The 22,480-nt window shown below is 42.6% G+C and carries 22 protein-coding genes; 10 read left to right on the forward strand and 12 right to left on the reverse strand.

Annotation, left to right across the window (positions count from 1 at the left end; all coding sequences use genetic code 11):
- Window positions 1–20: 20 nt before the first annotated feature.
- The gene (locus AC0KVP_RS13150) at window positions 21–1,058 is read left to right on the forward strand and encodes a type IV pilus twitching motility protein PilT (RefSeq protein WP_004694862.1); all 1,038 of its coding nucleotides are present in this window, start codon (window positions 21–23) and stop codon (window positions 1,056–1,058) included.
- Window positions 1,059–1,084: 26 nt separating this feature from the next.
- The gene (locus tag AC0KVP_RS13155; RefSeq protein WP_473337231.1) at window positions 1,085–2,206 is read left to right on the forward strand and encodes a PilT/PilU family type 4a pilus ATPase; all 1,122 of its coding nucleotides are present in this window, start codon (window positions 1,085–1,087) and stop codon (window positions 2,204–2,206) included.
- 59 nt (window positions 2,207–2,265) lie between these two features.
- Here the strand turns inward: AC0KVP_RS13155 and fur are convergent, their stop codons facing one another.
- A complete protein-coding gene (gene fur, locus AC0KVP_RS13160) occupies window positions 2,266–2,703 on the reverse strand; it encodes a ferric iron uptake transcriptional regulator (RefSeq protein ID WP_004694866.1) in 438 nt (145 codons plus the stop codon).
- 112 nt (window positions 2,704–2,815) lie between these two features.
- On the opposite strand from fur, the gene AC0KVP_RS13165 reads away from it, so the two are divergent.
- The gene (locus AC0KVP_RS13165) at window positions 2,816–3,214 is read left to right on the forward strand and encodes an outer membrane protein assembly factor BamE (protein ID WP_004694868.1); all 399 of its coding nucleotides are present in this window, start codon (window positions 2,816–2,818) and stop codon (window positions 3,212–3,214) included.
- A gap of 46 nt (window positions 3,215–3,260) precedes the next feature.
- Here AC0KVP_RS13165 and AC0KVP_RS13170 read toward each other — a convergent pair whose 3' ends face one another.
- The 9 genes from AC0KVP_RS13170 to AC0KVP_RS13210 all read right to left on the reverse strand — a co-directional run bounded on the left by AC0KVP_RS13170 (window position 3,261) and on the right by AC0KVP_RS13210 (window position 12,404).
- Window positions 3,261–3,584 (reverse strand): RnfH family protein, encoded by a 324-nt coding sequence (locus AC0KVP_RS13170; protein WP_473337233.1) that lies wholly within the window; start codon window positions 3,582–3,584, stop codon window positions 3,261–3,263.
- Window positions 3,584–4,666: a hypothetical protein gene (locus AC0KVP_RS13175; RefSeq protein ID WP_473337235.1), complete on the reverse strand. Its 1,083-nt coding sequence runs from the start codon at window positions 4,664–4,666 to the stop codon at window positions 3,584–3,586. Before AC0KVP_RS13175 ends, AC0KVP_RS13170 begins: the two co-directional genes overlap by 1 nt.
- 142 nt (window positions 4,667–4,808) lie before the next feature.
- A complete protein-coding gene (locus AC0KVP_RS13180; protein WP_005400160.1) occupies window positions 4,809–5,264 on the reverse strand; it encodes a bacteriohemerythrin in 456 nt (151 codons plus the stop codon).
- A gap of 274 nt (window positions 5,265–5,538) precedes the next feature.
- Entirely contained in the window at window positions 5,539–6,387 is an 849-nt protein-coding gene (locus AC0KVP_RS13185; RefSeq protein ID WP_183173953.1) for a class II glutamine amidotransferase, read from the reverse strand.
- 167 nt (window positions 6,388–6,554) lie between these two features.
- A complete protein-coding gene (argB, locus tag AC0KVP_RS13190) occupies window positions 6,555–7,457 on the reverse strand; it encodes an acetylglutamate kinase (RefSeq protein ID WP_004984290.1) in 903 nt (300 codons plus the stop codon).
- A gap of 10 nt (window positions 7,458–7,467) precedes the next feature.
- Window positions 7,468–8,895: a phosphomannomutase/phosphoglucomutase gene (locus tag AC0KVP_RS13195; protein ID WP_473337239.1), complete on the reverse strand. Its 1,428-nt coding sequence runs from the start codon at window positions 8,893–8,895 to the stop codon at window positions 7,468–7,470.
- A 196-nt stretch (window positions 8,896–9,091) separates the two neighbouring features.
- The gene (dut, locus tag AC0KVP_RS13200) at window positions 9,092–9,544 is read right to left on the reverse strand and encodes a dUTP diphosphatase (RefSeq protein ID WP_004694889.1); all 453 of its coding nucleotides are present in this window, start codon (window positions 9,542–9,544) and stop codon (window positions 9,092–9,094) included.
- Between the two features lie 43 nt (window positions 9,545–9,587).
- Window positions 9,588–11,627 carry a UvrD-helicase domain-containing protein gene (locus AC0KVP_RS13205; protein ID WP_004694892.1) on the reverse strand — a complete coding sequence of 680 codons (2,040 nt, stop codon included), beginning with the start codon at window positions 11,625–11,627 and terminating at the stop codon, window positions 9,588–9,590.
- A 126-nt stretch (window positions 11,628–11,753) separates the two neighbouring features.
- Entirely contained in the window at window positions 11,754–12,404 is a 651-nt protein-coding gene (locus tag AC0KVP_RS13210) for a YiaD family glycine zipper/OmpA-like lipoprotein (RefSeq protein WP_062034242.1), read from the reverse strand.
- A gap of 257 nt (window positions 12,405–12,661) precedes the next feature.
- Between AC0KVP_RS13210 and AC0KVP_RS13215 the strand changes: the two genes are divergently transcribed.
- The 6 genes from AC0KVP_RS13215 to AC0KVP_RS13240 all read left to right on the forward strand — a co-directional run bounded on the left by AC0KVP_RS13215 (window position 12,662) and on the right by AC0KVP_RS13240 (window position 17,075).
- Window positions 12,662–13,594, forward strand: a complete 933-nt coding sequence (locus tag AC0KVP_RS13215; protein ID WP_286407116.1) for an acyltransferase — start codon at window positions 12,662–12,664, stop codon at window positions 13,592–13,594.
- 10 nt (window positions 13,595–13,604) lie between these two features.
- Window positions 13,605–14,654 carry a preprotein translocase subunit SecA gene (locus AC0KVP_RS13220; protein WP_473337242.1) on the forward strand — a complete coding sequence of 350 codons (1,050 nt, stop codon included), beginning with the start codon at window positions 13,605–13,607 and terminating at the stop codon, window positions 14,652–14,654.
- Between the two features lie 123 nt (window positions 14,655–14,777).
- Window positions 14,778–15,509, forward strand: a complete 732-nt coding sequence (minC, locus tag AC0KVP_RS13225) for a septum site-determining protein MinC (protein ID WP_473337244.1) — start codon at window positions 14,778–14,780, stop codon at window positions 15,507–15,509.
- A 69-nt stretch (window positions 15,510–15,578) separates the two neighbouring features.
- Window positions 15,579–16,391, forward strand: coding sequence for a septum site-determining protein MinD (minD, locus tag AC0KVP_RS13230; protein WP_039889843.1), 813 nt, complete (start codon window positions 15,579–15,581; stop codon window positions 16,389–16,391).
- Window positions 16,392–16,393: 2 nt separating this feature from the next.
- The gene (minE, locus tag AC0KVP_RS13235) at window positions 16,394–16,666 is read left to right on the forward strand and encodes a cell division topological specificity factor MinE (protein ID WP_004694905.1); all 273 of its coding nucleotides are present in this window, start codon (window positions 16,394–16,396) and stop codon (window positions 16,664–16,666) included.
- 121 nt (window positions 16,667–16,787) lie between these two features.
- A complete protein-coding gene (locus AC0KVP_RS13240) occupies window positions 16,788–17,075 on the forward strand; it encodes a PA4642 family protein (RefSeq protein ID WP_004694907.1) in 288 nt (95 codons plus the stop codon).
- Between the two features lie 64 nt (window positions 17,076–17,139).
- Here the strand turns inward: AC0KVP_RS13240 and AC0KVP_RS13245 are convergent, their stop codons facing one another.
- Both AC0KVP_RS13245 and AC0KVP_RS13250 read right to left on the reverse strand, forming a co-directional pair.
- Complete coding sequence (locus tag AC0KVP_RS13245) at window positions 17,140–18,045, reverse strand: AEC family transporter (RefSeq protein ID WP_473337247.1); 906 nt, start codon at window positions 18,043–18,045, stop codon at window positions 17,140–17,142.
- Between the two features lie 57 nt (window positions 18,046–18,102).
- On the reverse strand, window positions 18,103–21,195 hold the full coding sequence (locus AC0KVP_RS13250; protein WP_473337248.1) for a DNA translocase FtsK: 3,093 nt from the start codon (window positions 21,193–21,195) through the stop codon (window positions 18,103–18,105).
- Between the two features lie 295 nt (window positions 21,196–21,490).
- Between AC0KVP_RS13250 and trxB the strand changes: the two genes are divergently transcribed.
- Window positions 21,491–22,444: a thioredoxin-disulfide reductase gene (gene trxB, locus AC0KVP_RS13255; RefSeq protein ID WP_004694912.1), complete on the forward strand. Its 954-nt coding sequence runs from the start codon at window positions 21,491–21,493 to the stop codon at window positions 22,442–22,444.
- Window positions 22,445–22,480 lie beyond the last annotated feature (36 nt).

Raw genomic sequence — 22,480 nt, forward strand, 5'->3', positions numbered from 1 at the left:
TAAATGAACTCGGGGAAATAATGGATATCACAGAATTACTAGCCTTTTCGGCTAAGAACGGGGCATCAGATTTACACTTATCTGCGGGTATGCCACCGATGATTCGTGTCGATGGTGAAGTTCGTCGTATCAATTTACCAGCTTTAGAACACAAAGAAGTGCATAAACTGGTCTATGACATCATGAATGACAAACAACGTCGTGATTTCGAAGAAAAATTAGAAACAGACTTTTCCTTTGAAGTTCCAAGCATTGCTCGCTTTCGTGTGAACGCATTCAACCAAAACCGCGGTGCAGGTGCAGTATTCCGTACCATTCCGTCCAAAGTTCTGACCATGGAAGACTTAGGCTTAGGACAAACCTTTAAAGAGTTGTGTGAATTGCCGCGTGGTTTGGTTTTAGTGACAGGGCCTACTGGTTCTGGTAAATCTACCACGTTGGCAGCAATGATCGATTATATTAACGATAACCGCTATGACCACATCTTAACGGTTGAAGACCCAATCGAATTTGTACACCAGTCAAAAAAATGTTTGATCAACCAACGTGAAGTACACCGTGATACGCATGGTTTTAACGAAGCGCTGCGTTCAGCACTACGTGAAGACCCCGATATTATCCTAGTCGGTGAGATGCGTGACCTTGAAACCATTCGTTTGGCGCTAACTGCCGCTGAAACGGGTCACTTGGTCTTCGGTACACTACATACCACCTCTGCGGCAAAAACCATTGACCGTGTGATTGACGTATTCCCTGCTGAAGAAAAAGACATGGTTCGTGCCATGTTATCTGAATCGCTACAAGCCGTGATTTCTCAAACCCTACTCAAGAAAAATGGCGGTGGTCGTGTTGCCGCGCATGAAATCATGATTGGTATTCCTGCCATTCGTAACTTAATTCGTGAAAACAAAGTAGCACAGATGTATTCTGCTATTCAGACTGGTGCAAACTACGGTATGACCACACTGGATCAAAGTTTGAAAAACTTGGTCACCAAAGGGGTGATCAGTCCACAGACTGCACGTACAGCTGCTAAGCAACCTGAAACCTTCTTATAAGAAAACAATGGATTTGGGGTATAGATATGGATTTTAACGACTTACTCAATTATATGATTCAACAAAAAGCGTCGGATTTATTTATCACCGCTGATGTTGAACCCTCCATGAAAATTAACGGTCAAATTGTGCCTGTGGCTAAGGGTAAGCTGACGGGTGATGTCGCGGGGCAACTGCTCAACTCGATTATGAGTGAAAAACAGCGTAAAGAATTTGCAGATACACGTGAGTGCAACTTCGCGATTATGAATCGGGATAAAACTGCACGTTTTCGTGTCAGCGCATTTCAACAGCGTGATATGCCAGGTATGGTTTTGCGTCGAATTGAGACGCAAATCCCAACCATGGATGAGTTAAAACTCCCGCCTGTACTCAAAGAGTTAGCCATGACCAAACGTGGCATCATCATCTTTGTGGGTGCAACTGGTACAGGTAAATCGACCTCTTTGGCTTCGATCATTGGTTACCGTAACCAAAACTCGAAAGATCATATCATTACCATTGAAGACCCAATTGAATTTATTCATGAGCATGCAGGCTGTATCATTACCCAGCGTGAAGTGGGCATTGATACGGACTCTTTTGAAATCGCGCTGAAAAATACCTTACGTCAGGCACCCGATGTGATCCTAATTGGTGAGATTCGTTCCCGTGAAACCATGGATTATGCAATTGCCTTTGCTGAAACAGGTCACTTGGTATTTGCAACGCTACACGCCAACAACGCCAACCAAGCCATCGACCGTATTATTCACTTCTTTGAGGCAGACCGTCATAGCCAATTGTTTATGGACTTGTCTTTAAACCTTAAAGCAATGGTTGCACAGCAGTTGATTCCAACACCTGACGGTAATTCACGTCGCGCTGCGATTGAGATTTTGATTAACTCACCGTTAATTTCCGATTTGATCCGTAAAGGTGAAATCCACGAAATTAAAGACCTGATGAAACGTTCTCGTGAACTCGGTATGCAAACCTTTGACCAAGCCTTATTCGATTTGTACAAAGCCAAGCAGATTACCTATAAAGATGCGCTGAAACACGCCGACTCTCCAAACGACTTACGTTTACAAATCAAGTTGTCCGAAGAAGGCGGTGATCGTCTATTGCATGCCAGTGCAAACATCACGTTTGACGGACAAGCTTAAGCATTTCTTTAAACAATAAAAAAGGGCTTCTCATGAAGCCCTTTTTTAGATCTAAGTTATTACTTTTTACGAAGTGCTTCTTGGCACTCTGCAGCATCACAGTAACCGTATAGGTTGAGTGAGTGACCTGTTAAAGTAAAGCCATGCTTTTCAGCAACTTCGTGCTGCTCATGCTCAATCACTTCGTTGCTAAACTCAACCACTTTGTTGCAGTTTTGACAAACGATATGATCATGATGATCGTCTTGCATGATTTCGAAAACAGAATGGTTATTTTCAAAGTGATGGCGCTGAATAATGCCCGCTGCTTCAAACTGCGTTAACACGCGATAAACAGTTGCTAAACCGACATCTTCACCTTGTTCAAGTAAAGTCTTATAAATATCTTCCGCACTTAAATGGTGTTGCTTTGAATTTTCTAGTAGTTCTAATATTTTAATTCGTGGAAGTGTAACTTTAAGTCCAGCTTTGCGTAGATCTTGATTTGAAATTGGCATGTAAAAAGGTCTCTCAACAAATTTAAAGTTAGAATATGCAACAAAGTGTAGATGCAGTATGATCTATCCGTGGCTCAATTGCATCATAATTAATTTGGGATAGTGTAGCAAAATGCAAAAAATCATGTTGGCGTTATTCGTCACTTCACTGCTCGCAGGCTGTTCGACCTTGGGCGTTTATAAAGTTGATATTCCTCAAGGTACGCCATTAACTCAAGCACAAGCGTCAAAAATACAAGTTGGCATGAGCCATCAACAAGTTCGCTTTTTGCTTGGCAGCCCGACAGTTTCAGATCCAATGAATCCGCTACGTTGGGACTACATCTACAATTATACCCCAGGAACGTATGCTAAAAAAGCCAAGATTCCTGCTGCACAAGGTCAACACCTGAAAGTCTATTTCGACCCAAACGGTATTGTCCAAAAAATTGAAGGCTTAGAAACCATTCCTGCATCTCAGCCGGGCTTACCAGCATCGAAAGAAGCGATTCTAAACGCGCCCCCACTATAAAGCCTTATTCTAAAAAAGAAACCCCTCGACTGAGGGGTTTTTCATATCATTTCGATTGTTTTAAGCGATTGCCTTTTGCAAAGCGCCCCACGGGGTTATTTTGTGCACGTATCCTTCGAATATCTTTAGGATTAATGCTCAAAGGGCGATAAATTTCAACACGATCCCCTACCTGCAAAGCCTGTTGAGGGTCTTTTAAACGGACACCAAAGATGCCCAATTGTATAGGCTCAGGCAATTCAACCTGCGAGCCTATACCACTCAGTTGAATCGCATCTTGCGCCGTCATTCCCTCAGAAAACGGCACACTGATATGAAACTGCTGGTCTGCTGTTGCATAGGCAACCCAGACTTGTTGAAGCATGCTCATTAAATCAGTTTTCCAAGTACAGCTACTATTGCCAATACGATAGAAACAGGTAATACCACACGCACGGCAATGCGCCAAATATTATAAAAAGCTTCATTACTAAAGTTCATCGACTTACGTAAATGGCTAATTTTCATAATCCAACCGGCAAAAATGGCATAAATCAAACAAATCACTAAGCCCCACAACATCAGTAAAATGTTAAAAATCGGGCCAGTGGCTGGAATCAACCACACCAACGTTGCAGCCAGCAGCACGAGCCACTGAATCACAATATTTAACTGGCGCTGTGCCAACTGCTCACGTGCCATCTGCAACAACACGGCTGCCGCTGCAACCGCAGTTAAAGCAATCGCATACGCAGGTAATGCCGCTTGGACTGAAAAAAATGCAAAAGCAACTACCGCCAAAATTTGTGCAATCCAAATCGGTAAAACAGTCTTGCTTGCAGCATCTTGCTGTTGAACTTGTGCCAAACTATTTTGCCAGTACAGACCGAGTCCTAAACCACTTGCCACCAGAGCCAATACTGTTGCACTGCCCCATTCTGAAAATTCAACCGGCGTCACTTGCCACTCAGCAGTTCCTGTACCAAAAAGATTTGCAAGCACTAAGGAGATCAGCACACCGACCGCCGTTAACGCTAAGGTCAACAGACGTGGGGCAAAAGACAACGCGATGGCAACCACAGCCAAAGCAATAAAGATCACGGACGATGTCATATCGGCCAATGCATATTGATTTAATAGTTGCGCAGTATTAGACAACATGCCGCCCGCTAAAAAAGGAATAAAGATGACAGCAAGCCATCCCACAAGACGCCACGTCTGAGAAGCATCGGCATCACGCGTCAAACTCGACAAAGCATTCAATGCCGTGGTTTTGGAACGCTTGGCTAAGGCAATTTCTAAGTAACACACAGGTAAAGCCAAGATCACCATGGTCACTAACCAAAGTAACCAAAAGTCGAGCTGACGTTCAACCTGAATTCCCACCAAGGGTGCAAGTGTGGCAATAATAATAAATGATAAACAAAATGCCATCAGCGGCGATAACCATCGTGACAGAGCATTGTCTTGCATGATGCGTTCCTTCAATAAGTCTTGCGCTATTTTGCCTTGCTCGCTTATGAAAATCAAAAACAAAAAGCAAACCATCAAAACTGATGATTTGCTGCGCTAAATATAATTAAAATTTATTGTTTTTATCCCTCGTTTGGCTCACTTATGAAAAGAAACGAGCAAACCAGTTTTTCCCTTTTTTCTTTTCTTTTTCTTTGATAATGCCCATCATATTTTCTTTTACGGCACCGACATAATCTGCATCATCGTGCTGGATATGGTTAATCAGCCATTTCGACAACACTTCATGCAGCTCAGCTTCGATTGAATGACCCAGCTCAAAACGGTCACGATAAGATTCAATTTTTTTAATAAATAAATCATGTACACGTTTGTGCGGTACACGATATTTATAACCCGCTTCTTCTTGGAGAGACTCTTCAAAAGTAAAGTGAGACTGTGTGTAATCAATAATATTTTCTAAAATCTGTTTCACGCGTTCACGGTCAGTATTGACATCAATCGCATCAATTTCATTGATATAATCGAGAATACGACGGTGTTGATCGTCAATCACATCGATACCAGTATTATATTCTGGAACCCACTTCATTATCATTCCGACCACCCAATAAAAATTAAAAGATTAATTACATGAATTAATCATATCGATTAGAATTAAAAATAAAAGTGAATCAAATTGGTTGGTTTTATACTATTTTCACAAAATTAAACTTAAGTATATATTTTAAATAGGTAAATAAATTTAAACCCGACCAAAAGAATCAGTTATTATTTAATCAATTTTATTATTTTATAAGTATGTACCAAAATAAAAGCATGTTTTATTTTATTATCAACATGCTTTTATATTCTAATCATTTTGAAATAAATTAATATTGATCTGCTTTAGTAACGCGTTTTAAAGACGGATCTTTGGCTTCTCGGATTAAACGTTCCACACGGGTCATTTGGTGGCGGATCGCTTTACCATATTGAAATAAAATCATTTCACCGGGTGCAAAGGCTGTCCACGCTTCATTTTGAGTCAACGGTTCGGTAGTAATCACGGCCACACGATCTTCTGCTGTAGTGACTTGGCTAAAATCAACCTCAACATCAATATCAATCAGCTGCGCAGGTTTAAATGGGTACTCACGCACCAACCAATGCAGTTTGGTAATGGCATAACTAAACAAGGCTTGTCCATTCGATAAACAAAAATTGAACGTGCCATGCTCCGCAATCCGTGGAGAAACATCGGTTAATAAATCAAAAACTTGATCTAGACTTGGCTCAGTATAGCCAAATTTATTCACTAGTTGGTCCAGTAAATAGCAAAATGCACGTTCGCTGTCGGTATTACCCACTGGGGTAAAGCGTCCTGAAAGTGCAGGATCAAAGTCATGCAAATCGCCATTATGGGCAAAAATCCACTGTCGTCCCCATAACTCACGGCTAAATGGATGTGAGTTTTCTAAGTTAATTTTTCCCTGTGTCGCTTTGCGGATATGTGCAATCACATTGCGTGATTTGATCGGATAGTTGCGAATTAATTCAGCAATCGGCGATTCAACTGCAGATTGATTATCCACGAATAAACGGCAGGCTTTATCCTCAAAAAAAGCAATCCCAAAACCGTCACAATGGTCTGAAGTAATCCCCGCGCGCTGTGAAAAACCTCGAAATGAAAAGGTAATATCAGTCGGTGTTGCACAATTCATTCCGAGCAGTTGGCACATAATCTTGATCTTATTTAAACATATTTATTTATGATGGTTTTATTGTGCATGAGTCCAGACGGGCTTGCAATTCACAATGCTTCATAACCCGAACACATTCACGCATAAAACTATTTTTATAAAATGCATCGGCCTAAAAAAGCCTCCGAAGAGGCTTTTTTAAAATGCTAGTGTTTATTACTGCGATTGGTAATTAATGTACCGACACCATGATCGGTGAAAATCTCCAACAGCGTTGCATGTGGCACACGACCATCCACAATATGTGCGCTCACCACACCACCTTTCACCGCATCTAGAGCACAGCCCACTTTCGGAATCATCCCGCCGTAAATCACACCCGTTTCAATGAGACGGTCAACTTCTTGGGTGGTTAAACCCGTAAGTAGGTTTTTATTTTCATCTAAAACACCTGAAATATTGGTCAACAAAATCAGCTTTTCAGCACCCAAAGCTTCAGCCACTTTTCCAGCCACCAAGTCAGCGTTGATGTTATAAGTATTCCCCTCTTCATCCACACCTAAGGGTGCAATCACTGGAATAAAATCACCACTGGTAAACATTTCCAATACATCGGTTTTAACACTGGTCACTTCGCCGACTAGGCCAAGATCAATTTTTTGTACTGTGCCATCTTCCGCAGTTTTTTCCATCAGTAACTTTTGTGCACGCAGTAAATTACCATCTTTACCCGTTAAACCAATGGCACGACCGCCATGTTGGTTAATCAAGTTCACGATGGATTTATTCACACTACCACCCAACACCATTTCAACCACTTCCATGGTCGCTGGATCGGTCACTCGCATGCCATCAATACGGTCAGACTCACGCCCCAATTGCTTTAAAAACGAGTCCACTTGTGGACCACCGCCATGCACCACAATCGGGTTTAAACCGACGGTTTTTAACAAAACGATGTCACGTGCAAACGAGCTCTCAAGCTCAGGATCGGTCATTGCATTGCCACCATATTTCACTACTAGCGTTTTTCCAGCAAAACGTTGAATATACGGCAAAGCTTCAGTCAGGACTTGTGCTTTGTCGAGGCCAGTATGTTGATGTGGCATGTGCCTCTCCTTAATGGGCGTCTAATAGGTCTTGTGCAATCTGCGGATAATCTGCCGTCAGCATGTGCACAAAGTTATGGCGAATTTGATGGAGCCGCTGATCACTGTCCGCGTCGAAACGTACGGTAAAATACTCACCTGTATTCGATGCTCGAATAATGCCAAATCCATCCTCAAAATCAAGTCTTACGCCATCAATTTTACTCATTTCCGCTTGAAAGTGCTGACTTTGTTTTTCCACATTCGCTAAAACCAGCGCGGGTGAAATCTGATGGGTGCTGATATAAATATCCTCTGTACTGGCACGTTCTGGGTAGTCTGCCAGTGCTTCCGACAAAGTGCATTGCTTCAAGCTTAAGTATTCCAGCACACGTAGTGCGGCATATAAACCGTCGTCATAACCAAAACCACGACCATCATTAAACACATAATGCCCTGCATATTCACCGCCAAAAACTGCATGCCCTTCTGATTGCGCCAAATATTTCCGCAAAAAAGAACTGCCTGTGCGAATCATTTTTGGAATACCCTGATGGGCCAGTACTGTATTTCGAACCATGGTGGAACATTTCACATCAAAAACCACTTCATGCTCAGGATGATCGGCCAAACACATATGCGCAAACAAGGACAATAAGCGGTCTGCTGAAATGATTACGCCCTTTTCATCAATCAATACAACACGGTCACCATCACCATCAAAGGCAATACCGATATCGGCATGCTGCTGTTGCACGGCATTTCGTAGCAGATCTAGATGTTTGGCTTGAGAGGGATCGGGGGCATGTTCAGGAAATTCACCATTGGCCTCACAGCGTAAAGCATGCACCTCACAGCCGAGTTTCTTTAAGACCAAAACGGCACAACGTCCCGCTGAACCGTATAAACCATCCACCACGACTTTATAGGGTCGAGGTTGAGGCATGAGCTGTATATCATTGAGCAATGCCGCCTGATAAGCCAGACAATATTTAGGCACGATCTGATGTGGCAACGTTTGCCAGTTCATCTCTGCATGGCTGTCAAAATATTCATTTGCATCGCGTGCCACCTGTTGGATTACCTCAGGTAAAGGGGGCTCACCCAGCATAATCCATTTGATCCCATTATCCGACTTTGGATTGTGGCTGGCTGTCACCATAATGCCGTTGCCATCAAACTGACGTGCCGTGTAATACAACACAGGACTAGCACAACATCCGATGATTTGCGCATCTAAGCCCTGTTTAAGACATTCTTTGTAAATAATTTCTGCAAAAGCAGGACTGCTTTGTCTAGCATCATAACCAATGGCTAAACGTGTCTGCCCAGTCTTTAAATATTGAGTTGCGAGCGCTTGTGCAATGGCACGAATCAGCTCAGCACTCATAACATCCAATTTGCCACGGATGTCATAGGCACGAAAAATATGTGCAGGAAATTTTGGCTGAAAATCCATAGGTCTAACTTCTAATTTATTCAGATCAACAGCTCTTTCAGCTGTCCTTGTTGTTATGCTTAACGCTGGGTTTAATTTTACTAAGGATTCAAAAAAGAGTTGTAACTTTTTATGAACTAAAAATGATCATTCAGCATTAAAACAACAAAGCCTCTTTCATGGAGAGGCTTTGTTGTTTTACTTTATCACTGAGAGATTAGTTTTGACCAGTATGTCCGAAACCACCTGCACCACGTTCTGTCGCTTCAAATTCATTTACAATATCGAACTGTGCTTGAATCACAGGTACGAGTACATACTGTGCAAGACGTTCACCTGGCTCTAAACTGAAAGCTGTTTGGCTACGGTTCCAAACCGACACCATCAATTCACCTTGATAGTCCGAATCAATTAATCCCACCAAGTTACCCAAAACAATGCCGTGCTTATGACCTAGGCCTGAACGCGGTAAAATTAAACCCGCAAAGTGTGGGTCTTCAATATAAATAGATAAGCCCGTTTTGACCAAAACAGTTTGTCCCGGTTCAATGACGGTCGCAGCATCGACACATGCACGAAGGTCTAAGCCTGCTGAACCCGTTGTCGCATAGGTTGGCATTGGCCATTCATTGCCTAAACGTGAATCCAACACTTTAACCTGAACTTTCATTCTCTTTTTCCTAGTACAATAAATTTCTAAAACAAAAAAATATTTAGCGCTTAATCAACGCACGTAAATTGTCTAAATAATGCTGCGCTTGTAATTTCGGATCGACATTGCCCGCCAGTTTCTTTTTACGCCCCAGCCATTCCAACTCATCTTGCGGCAACTCATCCAAGAAGCGACTTGGTGTCATTTGCTTCATTTGACCGCCCGCCTTACGTTGTTCTGCAAGCGTGATGGTTAAACCCTGACGCGCACGAGTGATGCCCACGTACATCAGGCGACGCTCTTCCTCAACTGTATCTGCGGCAATCGAGTTTTTATGCGGCAGTAACTCTTCCTCAAGACCAATCAGATAGACATATGGAAACTCAAGACCTTTGGATGCATGAAGCGTGAGCAGGTTTACTTTGTCAGTGTCTTCTTCTTCTTGCTGCTGCTCTAACATATCCAGCAACACCATTTTACGAATTACACTTTCAATGTTTTTCTCATCAACATCTTCAGCACGGTTAATCAAACTTTGAATACTGCTATACAGCACTTCAATATTATCCAGCTTGGTTTTTTCTTGCGCAGGCGTCGCCGCAGACTCTTTGACATAGTCGATATACCCAGCTTCAACCATCATCTTGCGGATAATCGGCACAGGTTCATCATCCTCAAGCAACTCACGGGTAAAGGTGGTAATAAAGTCTGCAAACTCCGCCAACTGTGTGGTGGCTTTTTTAGGAATCACCATGGTGAGACGCTGATCACCCGCCGCAGAGAGCAAAGACAAATGATTTTCTTGTGCAAACAGCCCCAGCTTTTCTAAAGTCACAGGCCCAATGGCACGTTTAGGTGTATTGATAATTCGCAAAAATGCACTGTCATCTTCAGGGTTAATAATGACGCGCAAATAGCTCATCACGTCTTTGATTTCAGCCCGTCCGAAGAACGACTGACCACCCGATAATTTGTACGGAATCTGCATTTGACGCAGTTGTGTTTCCAGTGCACGTGCTTGGAAATTACCCCGATACAAAATGGCGTAATCTTTCCAATTTTTACCATTCATCAGTTTATGCGTAATTAAGTCTTTCACTACGCGTTCTGACTCATCGTCATCATTGCGGCACGTAATCACTCGAATTACTTCACCATGACCTTTATCTGACCACAGTTTTTTATCAAAAATATGCGGATTGTTACCAATCACGGTATTGGCTGCTTTCAAAATACGACTGGTCGAACGATAGTTCTGTTCGAGTTTAATCACTTTTAAATTGTGAAAATCTTCATTGAGCAAAGCCATATTTTCAGGCTTGGCACCACGCCATGCGTAGATCGATTGGTCATCATCACCCACCGCAGTGAACTGTCCCATCACCCCGACCAGCAATTTCACCAAAATATACTGTGCGGTGTTGGTGTCTTGATACTCATCGACCAATAAATAGCGAATACGGTTTTGCCAGCGCTCACGTACTTCAGCATTTTCTTGTAAAAGACGCGTCGGCATCACAATTAGGTCATCAAAATCGACCGCATTATAGGCACGTAAATTACGCTCATACAGTTGATATAAGTGCGCAAACTGAACATCTTCTGCGGTTTCACAGGTGGTGTGTGCTTGCTCAGGCGGAATCAGGTCATTTTTCCAATCTGAAATCATCTTCATGGCTTTGGCAATCAGTTCTTTACTTTCCGCACCGGATAAATTGTCACGGTGCATCAAGTCCATCAAAATACGCTTACAGTCGTCTGCATCTAAAATAGAAAAATTATTTTTTAATGGCGTGTGTTTCAGCTCTAAACGCAGCATGTTTAGGCCAAAGGTGTGGAAGGTCGAGACTGAAAGCCCCTTTGCCTCTTCACGTGACAGCAACTTGGTAACACGTTCTTTCATTTCACGTGCTGCTTTGTTGGTAAACGTCATCGCGGTAATACGATAAGCAGGAATGCCGCAATGTTTCACCAAGTAGGCAATCTTACGGGTAATCACCGAAGTTTTACCTGAACCAGCCCCTGCAAGTACTAACAAGGGTCCTTGAGTGTATTTCATGGCTTCAAGTTGCTTGTCGTTTAATTGACTTGCCAGTGACATAGTCTTTCCTCTATTTCATTCCGAGCTCGATTATAGTCATCTCAGCTACAGATGCATAATGCAAATTCATATTTTAACAGTCATAAAAAAACCACCCGAAGGTGGTTTTTCAGTCTTCAATAAAAATTATTGAATTGCATAGATGCTAATTTCTACACGACGGTTTTGCTCACGGCCTTCAGCAGTCGCGTTAGACGCGATTGGGTTTGCTGAACCTTGACCTTGTGCATTAATACGTGTTGTAGAAACACCTTGAGATGCCAAGTAGCTTGCTACAGATTGCGCACGCGCTTGAGACAGAGGAATGTTGATTGAGTCATTACCTGTGCTGTCTGTATAACCTGTTACAAGAATACCGCTCTTGTTATCTTCAGTTAAAGTTTGCGCAACTTTGTTTAAAGTTGAATAGAAGTTCGGCTTGATATTTGATTTGTTGGTATCAAAGGTAATGTTACCCGGCATAACCAAACCTACAGAACCATCTGGATTACGGTTAACTTCTACACCAGTACCCGCCATTTGTTGACGAAGTTTCTTCTCTTTGTTGTCAAGGTAAACACCAGTTGCACCACCGACAACTGCGCCAATCGCTGCAGCACGGTTGTTTTGACGGCTAGTATTTGCGTTTCCTTTAGAAATACCATAACCCGCAGCAGCACCAATTAAGGTTCCTAAAGCAGCTTTATCGTATTCTACACCACCAATGTTATTACCAGTGCTTTGACAACCTGTAAGAACCATTGCCCCAACGACTGCGGAAATTGCTAGTGCACGCATCGCATGCCTCCTTCTTTGTGTGTTTTGTTTATAGAACGAATATTGTCGTAAAACGATGATCTAGACCATTGATTTTTTGTTAATAATAAAGCTTTTATTTACAATATGTAATAAAAAATTTCCTTTTCAAGGCTTTCTTCGTCACAATTTCTACACAGTTAATGTTTGGTGCTTTTCTATTTGATCATCCCGTACTATATTGACCTTTAGAAAATAGAACGAGTTGCGAAACGCATTATATTTTAGGGTTTATTTTTATGTCATCACCAAACCAAAAACAACCTTTATTAAAAAAAATCACACGTGGTTTAACTGTTGGTTCAGTCATTACAGGCAGTACTTTTTTTCATGGTCCGCCAGTGCTGGCACTCGGCCTGACCAAACTGTTTAAAAAATCAAAAAAAGTGGATGAGACCAATATTCAAATCACCAACAGCTGGTTGGCTGTGAACAATTATTTAATCGATCATGTCCTACCCAACACGAAATGGGACATTTCTGTCGATGATGATCTTGAGCTAAGTATGCAGGGTCGTTACCTGATGACTTGCAACCATCAAAGTTGGGTCGACACCACGGTTAACCAATATTTTGGTTTAACCCGTATGCCCCTCACCCGATTCTTTACTAAGTGGGAACTTATTTTTATTCCATTTGTCGGCCAAGCTTTTAAAATTCTAGGCTTCCCGATGATGAAGCGGCATAGTAAAGAACAAATTGCGAAAAATCCTGCGTTGAAAACACGCGATATGGAAGAGGCACGCAAGTCTTGTGAACAACTGCTTAGCCAACCATTCACCCTGTTAAACTATTTGGAAGGCACGCGTTTTACTCCAGAAAAACATGCACAGCAGCAATCGCCTTATCAAAATTTACTTAAACCGAAAGCGGGTGGCTTGGCCCTAGCCTTAAGTATTTTAGGTAATGACATTGATGCCTTAGTGGATATGACCATTGTCTATCCCGACGGCGCACCTGGCTATAGCGAATTTTGGCTCGGAGAAGTCCCACGGATTGCGGTCAATTTGCGTAAAATTGATATTCCTGCATGGGTACTCGCTGGAAACTATGAAGACGATGCGGATTTTCGTGAACAATTCCAACAGTGGGTCGATCAACTTTGGACTGAAAAAGACCAGTTGATTGAAAAAATGAAAGCCAAATACTCAACGTCCAATTTAACCCAGTAAGGGTCTATGCATGATGCAGAATAACCAAGTCAAAAAGTCTAAATATCATCAGGTTGATCCACAAAGTTTGTATTTCAAACTGTTTTTGATCTATGACATTTTTATGGTGTTTCTCATCATTTTTAACTTGTTTTGTTTGTGTGCTAATTTTTTTATCATGAGCAATATTGGTGGATGGTTTTTTCATGCCATTCACCTAGAAAGTGTCTTAAGCTTCTATCGTGAGCATTTACATCCGTGGGTCATCACCACAGAAGCTTGGTTTATTCTGTTCTTGATTACTGAATTATTAGTGCGTTGGGGCATTGCCATCGTGTATCGACACCATCGTCGCTGGTTTTTCTTTCCCTTTATTCATTGGTACGAAATTTTAGCGATTATTCCTCATTTACGTTTTTTAAGATTATTTCGTGCAGGGGTGATTGCTTTTCGACTGCATGAATTAGGCTATAACGTGATTCCAGAGTCGGTACAAGCCAAGGCCAAATTTTACTACCGCGTGGTGATGGAAGAGCTCTCTGACCGCGTCGTGATTACCGTCTTGGATGGGGTGAAGCACGAATTAAATACCAGTTCGACCCATAAAAAAATTATCCATGACCTCGTCGATCATCATCGGGCTTTATTTGCACAAGCATTGGCTGAAATTTTACAAGAATCTCTCGCCACCGAACTGAAACAGCGACAGTATTTCATTGCCCAAAATGTCGGTCTGATTGTCAATCACGCGATTGAAGATACTCCTGAACTGACCCAATTACTGCGTTTGATTCCAATTGTGGGGGGAAGAATTGAACAACAAATTCAAAGTATCGGACAAAGACTCGGTGAAAACATCACACAAGGTTTACTGGAACCAATGGTAACTGGAAATTCTGCACAGCCCAATGCTACCTATCGCTTGATAGCTGAAAAAGTCAGTGATTTAAAAATCGACAATCAGTCTTTGGAACAGTTGGTTGAGTCTGTTGTTTATGAAAGTTTGGATGCCATTCGCAAGCAAGTTAAGGTGAAACAGTGGTTAGAAGAGCTTGAAAAAGATGATCAAGCCAAAGAATAAGCATTAAGGTAAAAATATTACAAACGCAGCTAGTGCAATCCTTCATTTTGTTCTAGGATTTGCTCTATTTACAACATCACTTCTTTAGTAAAAAATAAATCTGAGAAGTCTTAAGGAAAAATTATGGCTGATATCCGGATAACTGGCAGAATGGTCAATGCGATTCGCATTACCCTTGACACCAATGATCATGATGCAATCCGACAGCAATTAAGTAAAACATTACAAAATGCATCGACTGCTGGGGCGTTAGTTGTTCTAGAAAGTAGCGTTGAGCAAGAGTTAATTTCCTTGATTCAATTATTGCTGGATCTAGATGTACAGCCGATGGCAGTACAAGAAGGAATTTTGGCTGAACAAGCCCGTGCCATTCAGTTCCCTGTGATTCCCGCGCAAGGTCATGGTATTAGCTCGCAACTTCAAGAAGTCAAAGCAACCAAAGAGCAAGTGGTTGAAGCCCCAGCTCCTGCTGCGACAGCTTCTACCAATACGCCAGTTGCAGCAGCATCTGTCATTCGCCATGCGACATCATACCATGACGAAATTTTACGTACGGGTCAGTGCTTGGTTCAAAATCAAGGCGATATCATTATTACCGCAGGTATTAACAGTGGTTCGGAAGTGATTGCTTCAGGAAATATACATATTTATGGTAGTGCTCGTGGTAGAGTCATTGCCGGCGCGGGCGGAAACAGCGCTGCACGCATCTTCTGTCATGCTTTAGAAGCTGAATTGGTTTCAATTGCAGGGACCTATTGTGTTGCAGATGATATTCCAGCGCAGCATTTAAAACGCCCAACACATATTTACTTAAATGATCAACAAGAGCTTGTATTTGAAGCGCTTGAATTTTAATGTATAAATAAACACCAAAAGCCCCAAATGATAAATAAGGGGATTTAAACCATAACAGGAGTGGATTCGGTGGCGAAAATTGTTGTCGTAACATCAGGCAAAGGTGGCGTAGGCAAAACTACGACAAGCGCATCTTTTGCAACAGGTTTAGCCCTACGTGGTCACAAAACTGTTGTGATCGATTTTGACGTAGGTTTACGTAACCTTGATTTGATCATGGGTTGTGAACGCCGCGTTGTGTATGATTTTGTCAATGTATTAAATAACGAAGCTCGATTACAACAAGCGCTTATCCGCGATAAAGATATCGAGAATTTATATATTTTACCTGCGTCGCAAACCCGTGATAAAGATGCCTTAACTGATGAAGGCGTAGCACGTGTCATGGATGAATTGTCACAAGAGTTTGACTACATTATTTGTGACTCACCTGCAGGGATCGAACGCGGTGCAATTTTAGCAATGTACCATGCCGATGAAGCGATTATTGTGACCAACCCTGAAATTTCATCTGTACGTGACTCTGACCGTATTATTGGTATGCTCGACAGCAAAACCAAAAAAGTTGAAATGAATGAAGGTCGTATTCGTAAACACTTGTGTATCACACGTTTCAACCCTGAACGTGCCGATAAACAAGAAATGTTAACCATTGACGACATTTCTAAAGATATTTTACGTGTGCCAACTTTGGGAGTGATTCCTGAATGTAAGAGCGTTTTACAAGCATCGAACGAAGGTAAACCTGTCATTCTCTTTACTGAAGAATCCGCAGGCCAAGCCTATGATGACCTTGTAGCACGTTTCTTAGGTGACGAACGTCCTTACCGTCATATTACCGTAAAGCCTAAAGGCTGGTTAGCACGATTATTTGGAGCGTAGACATGGCAGGATTTTGGAGTAAGCTTTTTAGTAATGATGAAAAACCGTCTAGTGCTCAAACAGCGAAGGATCGTTTGAAAGTCATCGTAGCGTCTGAAAGTGGTTTAGGTAAACGTCTTAGCCAAGACAAAATCGACCAAATGAAGAAAGAAATCATGCAAGTGGTGAATCGCTATGTTCGCGGTGTAGATGAACAGCACATTCAAATGGCTGTACGCTCTGAAGCGAATATTGAAATGCTTGAAATGAATATCAATTTGCCTGAAGAACGTTAATCTGATTTTTGATTAGTCAAGCAAATTGAATCAAGGCAGAATATGCGCAGACACAAGAAAGTATTTTCTTTGTCTCCCATATTTTGCCTTTTTTAATGATTAAACCAGCAAGGAGATTGCTATGGCATTATCTCAGCCAGCAACGTTCAATGAAGAATGGTCAGATGAGCGTGTATTTGCCTACTTAACTCAGCTTCCTCCTGAAGGTGTGAATGGCGATTTTCATGTGTTGTACCATGCATTTAAACACATGCGCCCAAGTGATTATGAGCGACTGCTCACCCAATTTAAAACGGATGGTCGCGACATTAATGCCACCAATCCAGAAGGTCAGCGTATCCATGACGTGATTGCCGCTTATCCACGTCAAGCAGCTCCCTTCTTAGAGGTTTTGGCTAAATTTGCCTAAGTCTAGATCTGCTTAATGCGCATGATCTACAAATGCCAGTTCATTCCTAGGAGACTGGCATTTTTTATGACTGTAAAAACCACATCCAAAGTGGAAAAGTCAAACCGAAACACAAAGTTTGCAAACTAATGATTGCTGCCATGAGTTGACTGTCCCCTTGAAAATATTTGGTCAGGACATAGGCTGCTGAAGCCGTTGGGAGCGAGAAGAATACCACCACAATCATGGTTTCAAATGTTGCTAAACCAAATAAAAGACAGCCTACATAGGCTAAAATAGGTACCAAGATTAAACGTCCAAAAGTGTTTAAGATTAGCGCTCGACCTGCATATTTTAACGCATTAAACTGGAGTGCTGCGCCCACACACAAGAGCCCAAGCGGGAGGCTCATCCCTGCTACTAGCTTTAAAGATTGGTTAATGCTCTCGGACAAATGCATACCTGAAAAATTAAAAAGAATCCCGACCAGACAGGCCAGAATCAGTGGATTTTTCGCAACCGACCACGCAATATTTTTATAAGACAGTCCCTGCCCTTGAGAAAAACCAAGTACGGACAGTACATTCACCAAAGGAATGACAAAGGCAATAATCATGGCAAAGACTTGCATCCCCGCAGCGCCAAAAATCAAAGCCATACTGGTCAAACCAATATAAGTATTAAAGCGAATATGACTCTGTAAATAGACGCCAAATTTCGCCACAGGCGTACTATACAGCGCTTTTAATACCCACAGCACCACACTCATCAGCAAGGTCACAGTAAAGACCACAGCAAGCGCTGGCAGGACTTGCCCGACATTAAAATGAACGGTGGCTAGACTACTGAACAGCAAAACAGGAAATAAAATCCAATAATTCAGTCTTTCAGCGCCTTGCCAAAATTCCACTGTTAAAAAGCTATACCGCTTTAATACATACCCCATGGCAATGAGTACTACCAACGGAATTAATGCATCAATAATTTGCATGACTGGATGCCTAAACTGAATGATTAAGAAAAAGCCTGCGATCCGCAGGCTTTCTTTTTAAACTAAAATTTCTCGCTTACCGTTCGCACCTTGCGCACTCACGATCCCATTTTCTTCCATTTGGTCGACAATCCGCGCGGCACGGTTATAGCCCAAACTAAACTTACGTTGTAGCGAGGACACCGAAACCTTGCGTGTTTCCAATACAAAGGATACGCACTGGTCATAAAGTGCATCACGGTTTGGATCGCCATCACCATCTTCAAAGCCACGAGAACTTGGCTCTTCATCAAATGGCGTTAAGATTTCATCAACATAGTTTGGCGAGCCACGTTCACGCCAAGCATCACAGATGCGGTTGACTTCATCATCGGCAATAAAGGCACCATGTACACGTTCAGGTTCAATTTTACCCGGGCCTAAGAACAACATATCACCATGACCCAGTAAGTCTTCCGCCCCACCAGCATCCAAAATCGTGCGAGAGTCAATTTTTGAGTTCACACGTAAAGCCACACGTGTTGGAATGTTGGCTTTAATCAGACCCGTAATTACATCGACCGATGGACGCTGCGTCGCAAGTAACAAGTGAATGCCTGCGGCACGTGACTTTTGTGCCAAACGCGTAATCATTTCTTCAGCTTTCTTACCGACCTGCATAATCATATCGGCAAACTCATCCGCCACAATTACAATCGATGGTAATGGAGTCAAACGTGGTGCGCGCTCACCGGCAACCGAATCACTGGCTTTCCAGGTCGGATCAATCAGCTCTTCGCCATTGGCAATCGCTTCTTCCACTTTACGGTTATAGTCCGCAAGCTTACGAATTTTTAAGAAAGACATCAGCTTATAGCGACGTTCCATTTCATTCACACACCAGTTCAAGGCACTGACTGCATCCTTCATGTCCGTGACCACAGGGGTAAGCAAATGTGGAATATCGTTATAGTTAGCAAGTTCTAACTGTTTCGGGTCAATCAAAATTAAACGCAGCTCATTCGGCGTATATTTCAACAACATCGATAAAATCATCGAGTTCACTGCAACAGACTTACCTGAACCTGTGGTGCCTGCAACCAGCATATGCGGGGCTTTACCTAAGTCAGCAATGACTGGATTACCCGAAATATCTTTGCCCATTGCCATCGAAAGAATGCTATTCGGATCGGTAAAAGCAGGAATGGTCAACAACTCGATTAAACGCACCATTTCACGTGTGCTGTTCGGCACTTCAATCCCGATATACGGTTTACCCGGAATGACTTCAACCACACGTACAGATGCCATCGACATCGAACGCGCAAGGTCACGGGAAATATTGGTCACTTTAGAGGCTTTAACGCCTGGTGCTAAATCCAACTCAAAACGAGTTACTACAGGCCCTGGCTGCGCTTCGACCACTTTAGCTTTGACATTGAACTCTTGTAGTTTAATTTCAAGTAATTCAGATAAACGCGCCAACTGTTCAGCAGTGAAATTGACTTTTTTATTGAGGTCAACTTCATCCAGTAAATCCAGTCCTGGCAGCGGTGATAAATCACGACGACGCTCTGCTACTTGCATGGACAAAGACATTGGACGGCCTGATGCATCCGTTAGTGGCGCATCAAAGTCAAACTCTTCTTCGTCTTGCGGTTTTCCAGCAGTGTCCTGCCATGCTTCAATAAACGCTTCTTTGGACAAAACTTCTTTGGCTACAGCCGCTGTAGCACTTGTGCTCACTGTATTATGATGCTGAATGGGTGCTTGTACAAAAGCTGATGACTGCGCATAGCTACTGCTGGTGCGTACATCTGAAGCAGCTACTTTCTGCTCTGACCAATCCTCAGCAAGGAATTCGTCTAAATCATCCAATTCATCAAGCTGTGCTTTTGCAATTCCACTCGGCGCTGGTTGTAACGCAACGGGACTTGCAGCAGCACTTAAGGTTGCAACCTCGGCTACCGCAATTGGATCTTCAACCACATGTAAATGAGACACAGGTTCAGGCGTATTGAATGGGCTGTGAACATCCGTTGCTGTTTTGCCATTGGGTACGGCAGCAAGCAGCTCGTCAAAGATTTCATCATCATCCCAATCGACATTTTTCTTCTGTGCAGAGGCATCGTCTTGGAAATAATGAGGATCAGCAATTGGCGCTGTATGATCTTGCACCACTGCTTGAAAATGTTGTTCTGGGCTAAATGGGCGATCTTCTTCGGCAGCACGAAGTAAAGCATCAATATCATTTTTATGACGTTGATCTTCACCTGAGTTTAATGCACGCCACACTTCTCCTGTCGCCACCACGCGCTGACTGTCTTGTTCTAATTGGTGCGCTTTTTCTATAGTCCGCTCAAGTTCTGCTTCATCATCTACGTCCACCTGTTGTTCTTGAACACGTTGCTCTTTGGCCACCATGTCATTAAACAAATGCTCTGCTGAATAGTCGCGCTGAGGTGCTTTAACTGATGCCTCTTGCACGGCTGGTGCCTCGACCAATTCGGTCTCTTCAACACTCTTTTTCGGTGCCGTTGCAATCACTTCTTTTTTCACACTTGGCGTCGTGCGATCAAAGGCAGACTCGCTTTCAGGCACATTACGGTAAAATAAATCTTGTAAATACGCAGGAGTTGCTTTGAGCGTCGAGAAAGTACGGTTCCATTTGATACCGAAAGCTAAGGTCAATAAGACCACGTTAAACACGACCAAAAATAAGGTTGCACCGTAAATGGTTAAAATCTGCGACAAACTTTGTCCCAGTTCATAACCAATAATGCCGCCAGAGGCATTGTCTAAAGTGTCCGCTGGAACTTGCCAAAACAAGAACAGTAAGCTGGCGGTTGCAAGCAAAATAAAGAATTGTGCAGCATAACGAAATGGGCGGTTTAAAAAACTATGCGGCCACCAGACTTGAATGGCTTCAATGAACAAAAACATAGGAATAAGTAGACTTGCCCAGCCTAAAAAACCGAACAGTAAGTCAGCAATCCACGCCCCAGCAACGCCACTGGCATTCGAGACTTGCAAGGTATCACTCGATATATGCATCCAGCCCGGATCAAATGGGGTATAGGTCACGGTAGCAAGGAACAAATAAATGCCAAACGAGACTAAAAATAATGTCATTAATAAGCGCTGTGCATAAGCACCCGACACCTCAGTCATATACTGTCCTGTAACAAATTCTTCATTAATGTTTTTGTTCGAAACCTAAAGCAAAAGTTTCACAATAAACGTCATATTATGCACCTCTTCTTTATAAAAAGATGCACTATTCTTAAATGCTTTATGTATAGCGAGCAGATGATTTTTCCACTTTTTCCCGCTCTACACCGCATATTTCTTCTATATAGCTCAAATCGATTTGATTGATCAATAATATCGACATTGAACTCACACAACTGTTATAGAGTTTCACGTATAATTCCACAAATTTCTAAATAAAAAAAGGATTCTACGTATGAGCGCTCGTCACTCACGTTTGATTATTCTCGGTTCAGGCCCTGCGGGTTACAGCGCTGCGGTATATGCTGCGCGTGCCAACTTAAAGCCGACATTGATTGCGGGTATCCAACTCGGTGGTCAGCTAACGACAACGACTGAAGTGGATAACTGGCCGGGTGACCCTGAAGGCTTAACAGGCCCTGCACTCATGGAACGTATGCAAGCCCATGCAGAACGTTTTGGTACTGAAATCATCTACGATCATATCAATGAAGTCGATCTTTCTGTACGTCCATTCGTCCTTAAAGGTGATATGGATGAGTTCACTTGTGATGCACTGATTATTGCCACAGGTGCGACCGCTCAGTACTTAGGTCTTGAATCTGAAGCTGCTTTTATGGGTCAAGGCGTAAGCGCATGTGCAACTTGTGATGGTTTCTTCTACAAAAACCAAAAAGTCATGGTTGTGGGTGGAGGCAATACTGCCGTTGAAGAGGCGCTGTACTTGTCTAACATTGCATCGCATGTGACTTTGGTTCACCGTCGTGACTCATTACGTTCTGAAAAGATTCTTCAAGATCATTTATTTGAGAAAGAAAAAGAAGGCAAAATCAGCATCATTTGGAATCACCAAGTGGATGAAGTTTTAGGCGACAACACGGGTGTAACCGCAGTTCGCTTAAAATCAACTCAAGACGAATCTACACAAGATATTGATGTTCAAGGTTTGTTTGTTGCCATTGGCCACAAACCAAACAGCGCAATGTTTGATGGTCAATTGAACTTACGTGATGGCTATATCCAAGTTCAAAGCGGTACATCTGGTAATGCCACAGCTGCTTCTGTCGCTGGTGTATTCGCAGCAGGTGACATTGCTGATAGCGTTTATCGCCAAGCGATCACTTCAGCAGGTTCTGGCTGTATGGCTGCGCTAGATGCAGAAAAGTATTTGGATGCTTTAGGCGAATAATCTAAGCCTTGAAAAAGACCGCCTTCCATAGGCGGT

The sequence above is a fragment of the Acinetobacter sp. DL27 genome, assembly GCF_055810995.1.